This window comes from Shewanella spartinae (assembly GCF_019457555.1).
Classification (GTDB): Bacteria; Pseudomonadota; Gammaproteobacteria; order Enterobacterales; family Shewanellaceae; genus Shewanella; species Shewanella loihica.
Genome location: NZ_CP080418.1, coordinates 3,134,170 through 3,148,502 on the forward strand (window position 1 = coordinate 3,134,170; position 14,333 = coordinate 3,148,502).

General features: G+C 52.4%; 14 protein-coding genes. 4 read left to right on the forward strand and 10 right to left on the reverse strand.

The genetic code is table 11. The features are described 5' to 3' along the window. Positions 1–33: 33 nt before the first annotated feature. From ispC to rpsB, 7 genes are all read right to left on the reverse strand, one after another. Complete coding sequence (ispC, locus tag K0I31_RS13675) at positions 34–1,221, reverse strand: 1-deoxy-D-xylulose-5-phosphate reductoisomerase (RefSeq protein WP_220078739.1); 1,188 nt, start codon at positions 1,219–1,221, stop codon at positions 34–36. A gap of 2 nt (positions 1,222–1,223) precedes the next feature. After that, positions 1,224–2,081, reverse strand: a complete 858-nt coding sequence (locus K0I31_RS13680) for a phosphatidate cytidylyltransferase (protein WP_220078740.1) — start codon at positions 2,079–2,081, stop codon at positions 1,224–1,226. A gap of 20 nt (positions 2,082–2,101) precedes the next feature. Next, positions 2,102–2,893, reverse strand: coding sequence for an undecaprenyl pyrophosphate synthase (uppS, locus tag K0I31_RS13685; protein ID WP_220078741.1), 792 nt, complete (start codon positions 2,891–2,893; stop codon positions 2,102–2,104). A gap of 81 nt (positions 2,894–2,974) precedes the next feature. Further along, positions 2,975–3,532 (reverse strand): ribosome recycling factor, encoded by a 558-nt coding sequence (gene frr, locus K0I31_RS13690; RefSeq protein WP_011866429.1) that lies wholly within the window; start codon positions 3,530–3,532, stop codon positions 2,975–2,977. 35 nt (positions 3,533–3,567) lie between these two features. Then, positions 3,568–4,311: a UMP kinase gene (pyrH, locus tag K0I31_RS13695; protein ID WP_011866430.1), complete on the reverse strand. Its 744-nt coding sequence runs from the start codon at positions 4,309–4,311 to the stop codon at positions 3,568–3,570. Positions 4,312–4,444: 133 nt separating this feature from the next. Further along, the gene (gene tsf, locus K0I31_RS13700) at positions 4,445–5,293 is read right to left on the reverse strand and encodes a translation elongation factor Ts (RefSeq protein WP_011866431.1); all 849 of its coding nucleotides are present in this window, start codon (positions 5,291–5,293) and stop codon (positions 4,445–4,447) included. Positions 5,294–5,412: 119 nt separating this feature from the next. After that, positions 5,413–6,141 carry a 30S ribosomal protein S2 gene (rpsB, locus tag K0I31_RS13705; protein ID WP_011866432.1) on the reverse strand — a complete coding sequence of 243 codons (729 nt, stop codon included), beginning with the start codon at positions 6,139–6,141 and terminating at the stop codon, positions 5,413–5,415. Positions 6,142–6,375: 234 nt separating this feature from the next. Between rpsB and map the strand changes: the two genes are divergently transcribed. From map to K0I31_RS13725, 4 genes are all read left to right on the forward strand, one after another. Further along, positions 6,376–7,218: a type I methionyl aminopeptidase gene (gene map, locus K0I31_RS13710; RefSeq protein ID WP_223294717.1), complete on the forward strand. Its 843-nt coding sequence runs from the start codon at positions 6,376–6,378 to the stop codon at positions 7,216–7,218. An 81-nt stretch (positions 7,219–7,299) separates the two neighbouring features. Next, a complete protein-coding gene (glnD, locus tag K0I31_RS13715; protein ID WP_220078742.1) occupies positions 7,300–9,873 on the forward strand; it encodes a bifunctional uridylyltransferase/uridylyl-removing protein GlnD in 2,574 nt (857 codons plus the stop codon). Between the two features lie 35 nt (positions 9,874–9,908). Then, positions 9,909–10,733: a 2,3,4,5-tetrahydropyridine-2,6-dicarboxylate N-succinyltransferase gene (gene dapD / locus K0I31_RS13720; RefSeq protein ID WP_144200295.1), complete on the forward strand. Its 825-nt coding sequence runs from the start codon at positions 9,909–9,911 to the stop codon at positions 10,731–10,733. A 212-nt stretch (positions 10,734–10,945) separates the two neighbouring features. After that, positions 10,946–11,290 (forward strand): DUF3718 domain-containing protein, encoded by a 345-nt coding sequence (locus K0I31_RS13725; RefSeq protein WP_220078743.1) that lies wholly within the window; start codon positions 10,946–10,948, stop codon positions 11,288–11,290. 108 nt (positions 11,291–11,398) lie between these two features. On the opposite strand, the gene purU is transcribed toward K0I31_RS13725, so the two are convergent. Genes purU through K0I31_RS13740 form a run of 3 tightly spaced genes read right to left on the reverse strand, consistent with a single transcriptional unit; the run spans position 11,399 to position 14,154 of the window. Beyond that, complete coding sequence (purU, locus tag K0I31_RS13730) at positions 11,399–12,232, reverse strand: formyltetrahydrofolate deformylase (protein WP_220078744.1); 834 nt, start codon at positions 12,230–12,232, stop codon at positions 11,399–11,401. Positions 12,233–12,265: 33 nt separating this feature from the next. Then, positions 12,266–13,738 (reverse strand): PTS transporter subunit EIIC, encoded by a 1,473-nt coding sequence (locus K0I31_RS13735; protein ID WP_220071908.1) that lies wholly within the window; start codon positions 13,736–13,738, stop codon positions 12,266–12,268. Next, positions 13,690–14,154: a flavodoxin gene (locus tag K0I31_RS13740; RefSeq protein ID WP_011866439.1), complete on the reverse strand. Its 465-nt coding sequence runs from the start codon at positions 14,152–14,154 to the stop codon at positions 13,690–13,692. The genes K0I31_RS13735 and K0I31_RS13740 overlap by 49 nt, the downstream gene beginning before the upstream one ends. Positions 14,155–14,333: the final 179 nt, after the last annotated feature.

Here is a 14,333-nt window from a genome sequence, read left to right on the forward strand (position 1 = left end):
GCGGCAAAACCTTAAAACGAGCTAGCGCGAGCCCTATATTTTGGCGACCCGCTCCTGCGCTGCACGCCGTGCCAGGCCGTCCAGCGCCAAAATATCTTCTATGGTGTCTAAGCTACGCTGCTCGACATGACTCAGGCAATACTCGTTTACCCGTGCGATATCGGTAAAACGTATCAATCCTGCCAGGAAGGCCTCGACCGACACCTCGTTGGCCGCGTTCAATACCGTGGTGGCTTCCTGTCCCTGCTCGCAGGCATCTATGGCCAGCTTCAGACAGGGGAAGCGATTGAAGTCGGGTTCAAGAAAGCTTAACTGTCCGACTTTGAAAAAATCTAAAGGTTCAACGCCCGCCGAAATTCTTTGCGGATAGGCCATGCAGTGCGCTATGGGGGTGCGCATGTCTGGATTGCCCATCTGGGCCAACACGCTACCGTCCTTATACTGCACCATAGAGTGGATCACGCTCTGGGGATGCACCACCACCTTGAGTTGCTCTTTAGTGGCATTAAACAGCCAACGGGCCTCGATATACTCGAGTCCCTTGTTCATCATGCTGGCGGAATCGACCGAGATCTTGCGGCCCATCGACCAGTTAGGATGTTTGCAGGCCTGATCCGGCGTCATCTGACTCAGACTATCGAGATCTGAGGTGAGAAAAGGTCCGCCTGATCCGGTCAACAAAATATGGGAGATGCCGGCACCGGCCAGATCGCAGGCGCCGATGGCTTGCTGAGCAGGCTCTGGCAGACACTGGAAGATGGCATTGTGCTCACTGTCTACTGGCAACACCTTGGCGTTTGAGCCCTGCATCGCATCGATAAACAGACGACCCGACATCACCAGCGACTCTTTATTGGCCAGCAGCACCCGCTTACCCGCCTTAACCGCCGCCAGTGTGGCAGGTAGACCCGCCGCGCCGACGATGGCCGCCATGACGCAATCCACCTCGGGCAGCGCGACGATAGCCGCCAACTCATCTTCGCCCGAAGAGACGGCAATCGCCATGTGCGCCGGCAAACGACGCTGCAACTCGGCCGCCGCCTGGGGGTCGACCATGTGGGCTATCGATGGATTGTACTTGATACACAAGTCGAGCATCTTATCGACACTCTTATGGGCGACCAGGGCAAAGGCCTTGTAGGCCTCAGGATTTTGCTCGATAACGCTCAGGGTACTGGCGCCGATAGAACCTGTGGCGCCTAGAATCACCATTTTCTGCATGGTTACATCCAAAATGCGATATAAATTAGGATAAAGATGGGCAGCGCCGCCGTCAGGCTGTCGATGCGATCCAGCACCCCGCCATGACCCGGCAATATGGTGCCAGAATCTTTAATGTCGGCCACACGCTTAAACATACTTTCCGATAGATCCCCAAGGGCCGAGACCAGGGCGACAAACAGGGTCACGCCGATCACGAGCCCCAGCTCCTGCTCTGGCGAGACCATCATCACGCCCGCCACGACCACCATGGTAGTCACCAGGCCACCGAGCAGCCCCTCGACGGTTTTCGCCGGGCTCACGTTAGGCATCAGCTTGTGCTTGCCCAGGGCCTTACCGGCAAAATAGGCTCCAGAATCGGTCGCCCACACGGTCAGCATCACCAGGAATACCAAGGCGCCGCCATAGTATGGCATGCTCGCCGTGCTCAGGGCCTTTAGCGCGATCAAGGCGGTAAAACAGGGCACTAGGGTCAGCTGACCGAACATGGATTTCAGCATGTGGCTCTTGCCCCAGAGGGCGGCGCTTTTAGGGTAGCTGAGCACCAGGAATAACGAGATGACCCACCACATGGCACCAATCAGTGTGATGGCGAGATAGACAGGATGTAGCTGCCCCTTAAACCAAACCTCTTCGGTGGGCACCAGGAGGTTTAACGCCACCAGCAAGATGCCTATGGTCAGGGTGAAACTCCACTGGGTCACATTACAGCGCTTGTCTATGATGCGTCCCCACTCCTTGGCGGCGATCAGGAACACAGCCACCAAAGCCCATGAAAAATACTCCACAGGGAAAAAGAAAATGGCTCCCATCACCAATGGGATCAACCATACTGCTGTTATTATTCTATGTTTTAGCAAAACTTTCCCTCTTAAATTTATTACTCAGCCTGCAAAGTCTCAATTTGAGAACCCGTCAATCCAAAACGGCGCTGCCGGGTAGCAAATACGGCTACCGCATCTTTAAAGGCCTGTTCATCAAAATCTGGCCATAACACATCAGTAAACACTAACTCTGCGTAAGCCGCTTGCCATAACACAAAGTTACTAATGCGAAAATCGCCACCGGTGCGAATCATTAAATCAACTTCCGGTTGATTTTGCATGCTTAAATGCTGACTTAGCGCCTCCTCGGTGAACTGACTGCTGGTCATTTCGCCAGATTCCACCTTTTTGGCTAAGGTTTGCGCCGCCTGCACTATGTCCCAACGACCGCCGTAGTTGGCCGCCACATTGAGGATCAAACCAGTGTTGTTGGCCGTCTTCTCCATCGCCGCGGCGATCTGCTTTTGTAAGCGGACAGAAAAACGACTGATGTCCCCTATGATGTTGAGCCTTACCCCGTTTTTATCCAGCAGTTTTATTTCTCGTTGTAAAACGGTGAAAAACAGCTCCATCAAGAGGCTGACTTCTTTCTCGGGTCTGCGCCAGTTTTCACTGGAAAACGCAAACAGGGTTAACGAACCTATCCCCATCTCACGCGCCATACTCACCGCGCGACGAACAGTCTTTACACCGGCCTTATGGCCTACAACACGGGGCTTGCCCTGTGCCTGTGCCCAGCGCCCGTTGCCATCCATGATGATCGCCACGTGCTTGGGAATAGACTGTTTTACCAGCTCTGCGAGTGCTTCATTAGATAACTCAGAGCCAGATTGAGATTCGATTGACATCTATTACAACCCTTAAAAATAGCAAACGCCGTGTAGTATACCCCTACACGGCGTGCGAACTCTAGTAACGAAACAGGGAGATTAGACTTCCATCAACTCTGCTTCTTTTGCCGTCAAGATCTCATCGATCTGCTTGATGTGAGCGTCAGTAAACTTCTGAATCTCATCTTCAGTGCGGCGTACATCGTCCTCGGTACACTCTTTCTCTTTCTCTAGCGCTTTCACGTCAGAGTTAGCGTCACGACGTACGTTACGTACGGCGATACGACCGTTTTCAGCCTCGGCGCGAACGACCTTGATCAGGTCCTTACGACGCTCTTCGGTCAGTGCTGGTAGTGGAATACGGATAGTCGTACCGGCAGACATAGGGTTTAGGCCCAGATCTGAACTCATGATCGCCTTCTCAACCGCTGCAATCATAGTGGTATCGAAGACAGTGATTGCCAGAGTACGAGAATCTTCAATAGATACGTTACCTACCTGCTTAAGCGGAGTTGGCGTACCATAGTAAGGCACCTTGATCGAATCAAGCAGACTTGGGTGAGCACGACCAGTACGTACTTTAGCCATTTGATTCTTAGTCGCTTCAACACACTTCGCCATACGGCTCTTTGCATCTTCTTTGATTTCGTTAATCACGTTAAATATCCTTAAATTCGTTCGTATCGGGTTATTTATTCGGCAGTCTTACGGCTACTTCTAATAAGCGTACCTTCATGGTCGCCCATGATAACACGTCGTAGCGCACCAGGCTTGTTCATATTAAACACTAAGATAGGCATATCGTGATCTCTTGCAAGGGTAAATGCCGCAAGATCCATCACTTTCAATTCTTTTTCCAGGACTTCGCCATAACCCATCTCGTCATATTTTACCGCTTCTGGGTTCTTGACTGGGTCATCAGAGTAAACACCATCTACCTTAGTGCCCTTGAGTACCACTTCGGCTTCGATCTCGATACCGCGCAGGCAGGCGGCAGAGTCTGTGGTACAGAAAGGATTACCCGTACCGGCGGCGAAGATCACCACACGGCCAGATTTAAGCAGGCTAATCGCTTCGGCCCAGTTATAGTCGTCACACACGCCTTTCAAGGGGATGGCCGACATCAGGCGGGCATTCACATAGGCTCTGTGCAGCGCATCGCGCATCGCCAGACCATTCATTACGGTTGCCAACATGCCCATATGGTCGCCCACCACACGGTTCATGCCTGCTTGTGCTAGGCCTTCACCACGGAATAGGTTACCGCCACCAATCACAACACCTACCTGAATACCAAGCTCAACCAGCTCTTTAATCTCTTGTGCCATGCGATCTAGCACCTTGGGATCGATGCCAAAGCCCTCTTCGCCCATCAGGGCCTCGCCACTCAGTTTGAGAAGAATACGTCGAAAAGCAGGTTTTGGATTTGTGCTCATAGTTGTTTGTCCTGATAAATGCCGATGGGTAACGTGCCAATTATATAGAAAAAAAAGCGCTGTGCAGCAATCTAATTGGCATAATAAAACCGCAGCGAATGCTGCGGTTTTTAGGGTATCTTACAACTGGCGATTACGCCTTAGAAGCGGCGATTTGCGCTGCTACTTCAGCGGCAAAATCTTCTTCTTTCTTCTCGATACCTTCACCAACTTCTAGACGAATGAAGTTAGTTACTGTAGCGCCTTTCTCTTTTAGGATTTCGCCAACAGTCTTCTTAGGCTCCATGATGAAAGCTTGACCAGTCAGAGAAACCTCACCGGTGAACTTCTTCATACGACCAGCAACCATCTTCTCAGCGATCTCTTGAGGCTTGCCTTCGTTCATCGCGATTTCGATCTGAACGGCTTTCTCTTTTTCAACAACTTCAGCTGGTACGTCTGATGGGTTAACGTATTCTGGCTTAGAAGCAGCAACGTGCATAGCAACGTGCTTCAGAGTCTCTTCGTCAGCTTCACCAGTTACAACAACACCGATACGGTCGCCGTGACGGTAAGAAGCTTGGCTAGCACCATCGATGTACTCAACGCGACGAACGTTGATGTTTTCACCGATTTTAGCAACTAGCGCAACACGAGTTTCTTCGAACTGAGCTTGTAGGTCGGCAATAGATACTTTGCCAGCTGCAGCAACATCCAGAACTTCGTTAGCGAAAGCCAGGAAGTTAGAGTCTTTTGCAACGAAGTCAGTTTGACAGTTAACTTCTAGAAGTACTGAGAAACCTTCGCCTTGCTTGATCAGGATAGTACCTTCAGCAGCGATGTTACCTGCTTTCTTAGCAGCCTTTGCAGCACCGCTCTTACGCATGTTTTCAATCGCTAGCTCAATGTCACCATTGGTTTCAGTTAGCGCTTTCTTACAATCCATCATGCCAGCGCCAGTACGCTCGCGTAGTTCTTTAACTTGGGCAGCAGTAATTGCCATTGTTAAATCCTCTATAGGTAACTCTACAAATCAAATGTGAAAAAACAGGGGCCTTAGGGCCCCTGTTCACCAATTATCTATCTTGGTTAATAAGGGCGATGAAATTCATCCCGCCTTTATTATTCAGCTTCTACGAAACCGTCTTGCTCAGCTTGTACCGCTAGGTCTTGACCACGACCTGCTTTAGCAGCCGCTGCTACTGACTCAGCATACAGACGAATTGCACGCATAGCGTCATCGTTACCAGGAACGATGTAGTTGATGCCGTCTGGAGAAGAGTTAGTATCAACAACAGCAACAACTGGAATACCTAGGTTGTTAGCTTCTTTAATAGCGATATGCTCATGGTCAGCACCGATAACGAAGATAACGTCAGGTAGGCCGCCCATGTTCTTGATACCACCAAGAGACTTTTCTAGCTTCTCAAGCTCACGAGTACGCATTAGCGCTTCTTTCTTGGTCAGCTTGTCGAAAGTACCGTCTACAGACTGGCTCTCAAGATCTTTTAGACGCTTGATTGATTGACGAACTGTTTTCCAGTTAGTCAGCATGCCGCCCAACCAACGGTTGTCAACGTAGTATTGATCACAAGAAATAGCAGCTTCTTTGATCGCTTCGCTTGCAGCGCGCTTAGTACCAACGAAAAGTACTTTACCTTTCTTAGATGCTACGTTGCTGATGAACGCTAGTGCTTCATTGAACATAGGCACAGTGTGCTCTAGGTTGATGATGTGTACACCGTTACGAGCGCCGAAGATGAAAGGCTTCATCTTAGGGTTCCAGTAACGAGTTTGGTGACCGAAGTGAACACCGGCCTGAAGCATGTCGCGCATTGAAACTGTAGTCATTTTTTTACCTTAAAAAATTGGGGGTTAGACCTCCACGCATCCCATATCTCCGACCTAAATAGGCACCCCGAAGAACGTGTCGATACGTGTGTGATTTAGTATTTAGTCATAGCCATGTATAATGGCCGCCACATTCGCTCCAAGATGGGGTCATAATGAACCTCATCGGCAAGAGTCAAACATAACGGCGCGCTTTATACCATAATATCGGCGCCAACACAAATTTTTAGCGCCTTGAGGCGCCCCAAATTCGACTACCGACACAACAGAGAAAGCTTAATGAGTATAGTGATAAAAACAGCCGAAGAGATCGAAAAAATGCGCGCGGCAGGCAAGCTGGCCGCCGAGGTATTAGAGATGATTGCCCCCCATGTTAAGGCCGGGGTAACCACAAACGAACTCAATGATATCTGTGCGAAATATACCGAAGAGCAAGGCGCAATTTCGGCCCCGTTAGATTACCATGGCTTTCCTAAATCTATCTGTACTTCCATCAACGAAGTGATCTGCCACGGCATCCCAAGCGATCGCGCCCTGAAAGATGGCGACATCATCAATATCGACATCACAGTGATCAAAGATGGCTACCATGGCGACACCTCTAAGATGTTCCTCATCGGTGACGTCAGCGCCAAAGACAAGCGCCTGTGCCGCGTGGCTCAGGAAAGCCTGTATGAGGCGATCAAGAAGGTGCGTCCAGGCATGAAACTGGGCGAGATCGGCACCATCATCGAGAAATATATCAAGAGCAAGAAAACCGGCCTGGAAAAATACAGTATCGTCACCGACTACTGTGGCCACGGCATCGGCGCCGGCTTCCACGAGGAGCCGCAGGTGATGCACTACAAGAACAATGACAAGACGGTACTGCGTCCTGGCATGTGTTTCACCATAGAGCCGATGATCAACGCCGGTCGTCACACCAGCGTACTGGACAAGGACGACAACTGGACGGTGACCACCTCTGACGGTAAAAACTCGGCTCAGTGGGAACACACTTTGCTGATCACCCCTACGGGTGTAGAGGTCCTGACCCTGCGCGAAGAAGAAAACTTCCCCCGCATCATCAACCACTAATCGCACACGCAGCTAAATTGTGGTTTACTCCCATAGCAGGCCATCCGGCCTGCTATGCTCGCTCTGAGGTTAAGGACTGCAATGAACACTGCGCTAACAGCTAAGAACGCCCTAAAACAACAAAATCAAGAACTCCTAGAACGTTTCAGCGCCGGCGAATCTGTGACCGCCCTGGTCAGCCAACGCTGCCGTTTCGTCGATGAACTCCTTATTGCCCAGTGGCAAGCCCATCAACTCGATACCACGCCCGTGGCGCTAATCGCCGTCGGCGGCTATGGCCGGGGGGAACTGCATCCCCAATCCGATGTGGATCTGCTGTTTCTTATCCAAGGTTCGCTCGAATCCAGCGACGAAGCTAAACTCAGTCAGTTTATCGCCTTCCTCTGGGATGCGGGCCTCGAGGTGGGTCACAGCGTCAGAACAATTGATGAGACCATAGCTCAGGGCAAGGCCGACATCACCATCGCCACCAACCTGCTGGAAGCCAGATTACTCTGCGGCCCCCAGGCGATGTTTAATACTCTGTATGACAAGGTGCGTGAGGGCGATTTCTGGCCCGCTAGCGACTTCTTTGTCGCCAAGCGCGATGAACAGGTGGCGCGCCATGCCAAGGCCAGCGCCTTCGATCTCGAGCCCAATCTCAAATCCTGCCCGGGCGGCCTGAGAGACATTCAGACCATCACCTGGGTGGCGATGCGCTACTTCGATGCCAGCTGCGCCGAGGAGCTGGTCGCCCATGGCTTCCTCGAGCAGGATGAACTCGAGGAGCTGCTGGAGTGTCAGGGCTATCTGTGGCAGCTGCGCTTTGCCCTGCACCTTATCTCGGGGCGCGACGAGAACCGCCTGCTGTTCGACCTGCAGCGTCAGGTGGCGGAGCTGCTCGGCTACAAGGACGAGACCCAACTTGCGGTCGAGCAGATGATGAAGCGTTACTATCGCACCGTGCGCCGGGTGATGGAGCTCAATCAGATGCTGCTGCAACTCTTCAAGCGCGCGACCCTGGGCCACACCAAGGAGCTGGAGATCCAGCCCATAGACGAGGATTACCAGCGCCGCGGTAGCTTTATCGAATCCCTGCAGGCGGATCTGTTCCATGACCCGGTAGAGATCATGCGCCTCTTCCTGCACACGGCGCGCAACTCTAATATCAAGGGGATCTACGCCCCTACCCTGCGCAGCCTAAGGCGCGCCCGTCGCGCCCAGCAGACGCCGCTGATGGACAATGAGGATTGCCGCAAGGTGTTTCTGGAGATCTTGCGCCACCCTCGGGGCATAGCCTCTCTCTCCCTGATGCACCGCCACGGCATACTGTCGGCCTACCTGCCAGCCTGGCGCAACATCGAGGGGCAGATGCAGTTCGACCTCTTCCACGCCTACACGGTCGACGAGCATACCCATAGACTGCTGCTCAACATCGACAGATTCTCACAGACGGAGCAGAAGGATGAGTTCCCCTTAGGCTCCATACTGATCAATCAGCTGCCGAAGAAGGGGCTGCTGGTGCTTGCGGCCATCTTCCACGATATCGGCAAGGGACGCGGCGGCGATCACAGTAAACTCGGCGCCGTCGATGCCCAAGAGTTTTGCGATCTGCATGGCCTCAACAAGCATGATGGTCGCCTGGTGAGCTGGTTGGTGGAAAATCACCTGGTGATGTCGGTCACCGCCCAGCGCCGGGATATCTCGGATCCCGATGTGGTGGCCGAGTTTGCCGACAGGGTGCGTGACGCCGTGCACCTGAGTTACCTCTACTGCCTCACGGTCGCCGATATCTGCGCCACCAACGAGAAGACCTGGAACAACTGGAAGGGCTCGCTGCTGCGGGATCTCTACTTCTCCACCCAGAGGGTGCTTGCCAGGGGCAAGGAGAAGCCGGTGGATATTCGCGCCCGCGTGCGCGAGCATCAGGGCAAGGCGAAGAAGGAGCTGCTGCGCCGCGGGATCAAGGAGAAGAGTCTTGATACCCTGTGGCAACGATTCAAGGCCGACTATTTCCTGCGTCATCAGCCCAATCAGGTGGCCTGGCACGCCGAGGCGATACTCAAACACAAGCACGATGAGGCCCTGGTGCTGATCTCCAAGCACACCACCCGCGGCGGCACCGAGCTGTTTGTCTACAGTCAGGATAAGCCAAAGCTATTTGCCACAGTGATGGCGGTGCTGGATAACAAGAACATTAACGTGCATGACGCCAGCATCATGACCTCAAAAGATGGCTACGCACTGGATTCTTTCGTCATTTTAGAGCAAGATGGCAGCCCGGTGTCGCAGATCTCCCGTATCCAGGGGATCAAGAAGGCACTGGTGAAAGCCTTAAGCAATGACACGGCGAAACTGCCGAAATTTAAGAAGCTGCCGCGTAAGATGAAACCTTTCAGGGTACCGACCCAGGTAAGCTTCCTGCCGGCGCGCAAACAAGGCACCAGCATGATGGAGCTGATCGCCCTGGACAGCCCAGGACTATTGGCCAAGGTGGGGGATATCTTCTATCGTTGTGAGATCACCCTGTTGGCGGCGAAGATCACCACCATAGGCGAGCGCGCCGAAGATTTCTTTATGTTGCAGACACAAGATGGGCAGCAACTGAACGAGACACAACAAGAGGCGCTCAGTGAAGCACTGGTCAAGGCGCTCGATACGCAAAACCAAGTTTAATCAACAGACAATTTTATGATAATTGGGAGACGTTAATGGAGGCTTTACGCCAACGTATAGAAGCAGCTTTTGAAGCTCGCGCAGAAATCACCCCTACCACGGTCGAGCCGAGTGTTCGCGCCGACGTTGAGAAAGCCATCGCCATGCTAGACACAGGTGAAGCGCGCGTCGCCGAGAAGATCGACGGCCAATGGCATGTACACCAGTGGCTAAAGAAAGCCGTATTACTCTCTTTCCGCATCTTCGACAACCAGGTGATCGACGGCGCGGAAACCAAATTCTTCGACAAAGTACCGATGAAATTTGCCGACTATGACGAGGCACGTTTCAAGCAGGAAGCGATCCGCGTAGTACCGCCTGCCGCTGTGCGTAAAGGCTCTTTTATCGGCAAGAACACCGTACTCATGCCGTCTTACGTTAACCTCGGCGCCTATGTCGATGAAGGCACCATGGTTGATACCTGGGCGACTGTAGGTTCTTGCGCCCAGATTGGTAAGAACGTGCACCTGTCTGGCGGTGTCGGCATCGGCGGCGTGTTGGAGCCGCTACAGGCAGGCCCTACCATCATCGAAGACAACTGCTTCATCGGAGCGCGCTCAGAAATCGTCGAAGGCGTAGTGGTCGAAGAAGGCAGTGTTATCTCTATGGGGGTATACATTGGCCAGAGCACCCGCATCTATGACCGTGAGACCGGCGAGATCCACTATGGCCGCGTGCCAGCGGGGTCGGTTGTCGTATCAGGCACCCTGCCCTCTCAGTGTGGCAAATATAACTTGTATGCCGCCATCATAGTGAAGAAGGTCGATGCCAAGACCCGCGGCAAAGTAGGTATCAACGAGTTGCTACGCATCGTCGATTAATCCCTGTCGCACCCTAACCTTAAAAAGCCAGGTATTTATCTGGCTTTTTTTTACCTCTAAAGGGATATCCAGACACATTCTGTTACTCCCAGACATAGCCTGATCCACTCCTCACATACCGATACATTTCGCGACAAATAGCTAACAGCTTTTCACTAAATAAAGGGCTTTACTCATAGTCGATCCCAACAGAAATATGCTAGGAGCACAAAATGAGAAAGTTACTAACGATTGCCGCCATCGCATTAGCCCCACTGGCTTTTTCTTCACAAGCCGCCATGTCGCCTCATATGGAAAAAACCTTAGTGGCCGTATGTAAAGCCGGCGCAAGCAACAGCATTATTGAATTTAACGGTACAATGAAAGAGTATCGCATCAACAAACAGCGCGTCTTCCCTCGCCTTGTCTGCAATGACCAGAGCTTCCATCAATTTGCTCTGAGCAACGGCGCCGATCGCACTGCCGCTAAGATTGAACGCTACAGCTTAGGTACTGTGACCATTAAAGATCTCGCCATGAACTATGGTGACGAAGAGATTTTAGCCGTTAACTTCTAAGTTAATAAGCTTGGGCATCAAGCTGACCTGCAGCTAAAAACCAATAAAAAAGAGCCTACAGGCTCTTTTTTGTTAACTATAAATTATAGATTTACTCGGTACTACAGACTAGAAGACCACAGTCTTATTACCGTAGACGATCACCTCTTCCTGCAACACCAATTGCAACGCCTTACTCAGCACACTCTTCTCCACATCCCGGCCACACCTGGCCAGCTCCTCGGCGCTGTAACTGTGATCCACAGGGATCACATCCTGCTTGATAATCGGCCCTTCATCCAAGCAGTTGTTTACGAAGTGGGCCGTGGCACCGATGATCTTCACCCCACGCTCCCACGCCTGACGATAGGGCGAGGCGCCAATGAAGGCTGGCAAAAACGAGTGATGAATATTGATGATACGGTTTGGATATTGCTCGACAAACTCTGGGGTCAGCACCCGCATAAATTTCGCCAGCACCAGGTAGTCAGGGTCATGTTGCGCAATCACGGCTAACATCTCCTGCTCATGCTCATGACGCGTCTTGCCCTCATGAGAGACACAATAGAAAGGCACCTCAAACTTATCAGCTAGCGGCTTGAGCGTGTCGTAATTACCGACGATAGCGGCGATCTCCACATCCAGGCCACCATAATAGGCCTTCATCAGGATATCCCCGAGGCAATGGGCCTCCTTGGTCACCATCACCACCACGCGCTTCTTGCCCTTGACCACCAGCTTACGATGACGCTGCTCAGGCAGCACCTCATCGATATCGGCCAGGAACTTCGCCTCGTCGAACAGCCCTTCCAATTCGGTGCGCATGAAGAATCGCCCCTGAGCATTGTCGACAAATTCACTGTTCTTAACGATATTGAGCCCGTGGGCATAACAGACACCCGTGATCTTAGTGATAAGTCCTGGTGCGTCGGCACAATCTGTGATTAATACTCTCTGTTGCATCTTCTCTACCTCTAAATGTCTAACCTTTCAAATTCACGATTTGTGCCTATCTAGATAGCGCTGCAATAAGCGCCTAATACTCTCCGCTTTCGTGCCGTAAACCAACTGAACCCCGTTGCCGACCAATACCACACCCTTGGCGCCCAGCTTGTTGAGCTGGGCCTTATCCACCAGCTCGGCGTGTTTCACGCTGATGCGTAGTCGTGTCAGGCAGGCGGTTAATTCATTGATATTATCCTGTCCACCCAAGGCGGTGATCATGGAGATCAGCCCGGCCCGCTGGCCGCTGCCCGCCTCCATGCGTCCCGGGGTCTTGAGGTTAAACGCCAAGATGGCGCCGCGAAACACCAGATAATAGATAACCGCCGTGAGGGGGCCGAGGATCAAAAACCATTCTACATTTCTGGACTGTCCCAGCAATAGACTGAAATCGACTAAGCCATGGGAAAACACTACGCTATGGTGGATATCCAGCGAAATCGTCACCGCATAGGCAATCCCCGTCATCAAGGCATGCAGAATAAACAGCAGCGGGGCGACAAACATGAAGGCAAATTCGATGGGCTCGGTGACCCCGGTCAGCCAACAGGCGGTGGCCGCCGACAGCATGATCCCGGCGACCCGGTTGCGCTCATGTTTATCGGCACAGCGCCAGATGGCCAGCGCGGCTGCGGGCAGGCCCCACATCTTTATTAGATAACCACCGGCCAGATTACCTGCCTGTGGGTCGCCGGCCAGATAGCGGGCCACTTCGCCTCTGACCCACTCATCGCCATTGAAATACTGCCCCATTTCCAGGTAGAAAGGGGCATTCCAGATATGGTGTAGCCCAAGTGGGATCAGCAAGCGTTCCACCATGCCATATACGGCAAAGGCCGAGGCGGGTTCCTGATAGACGGCCCAGTTAGAGATCTGCTCGATCCAACTAGACAATAAAGGCCACAGGAGCAGAAACAGGTAGGCCAGCAAGATGGCCATCGGCAGCATTAACAGCGGCGCCGAGCGGCGTCCCTCGAAGAAGGAAAATACCGCCGGCAGGCGTATACGCTCGCTGTGCTTAACCGCCAGACAGGTAAAGGCACCTACCATCATGCCACCGGCAATGCCCGTGTCTATGGTGGCCTGCCCCAAGATCATCTCGGTCGGCAAATGATAGATCTTCGCCAGCGCCGACAGGCTAGAGAAGAAGACTCCATAGCCGAAGACCGCACTGAAGGCGGCTATCCCCTGATCTCGGCAGAAGCCTATGGCAATAGTGACCGCAAACAGCATGGGCATCATGGAGAAAACCAGGTTGCCCACGGTCCACATGAGCGTGGCGAGATCCGCCGAAATAAAAGGAATGGGGTTGGTTGCCAGGCCAATCATTACCCCCGCCGCGGGCAAGATGGCGATAGGCAGCAGCAGCGCTTGGCTCAGCCGCTGGGCAAACTTAAACCATTGACGACTGATCCGGCTTAGTCGGCCGCGTGGTCGTTGATGAGTTGGGTCCATTGGGTTAACCATGCTTTTGCTTCTACTTCCGGCTCCATCGTCTCACAGGCATCTATCTTAAGCAGTTCACCTATGCGCGTGCCGCCAAGCTCAGTTAACAACTCATCGAAACGTATACCGGCAAAACAGAAGGTCTCATAGCTCGAGTCCCCCAGCGCCACGACGCCATATTCCAGCTTTGGCAGGTAAGGTGCCTCGCCTCTCAGGGTCTCAAACCAGGGGCTGATATCATCGGGCAAATCGCCCTGCCCCGTCGTAGAGGTGACCACCAGCAGCAACTCATCCTCGGGCGGAACGAAGCCGTTGAGGGTCTCTGGTGTCATCAGAGTGACCTGGATATCTTTGGCCAATAGCTCTTCTTGTAGGGTCTCGGCAACAAACTGTGCATTGCCATAGACAGTTCCATATACCAGATTCACTTTTCTCATGTTTTACTTAGCCCTTAGCGCATTAATTACTTATACTCTAAACATACTTTATTGAAAGCTTGATAGCTACACTAGGTTATTGAGTTTCAAGGATCAATTCGATGCGACATTCGAGCCGACAGAAACATCTAAAGCATGTTCACCGCAGCGCGCACATCAGGCGCATGTGTTATTTCAGA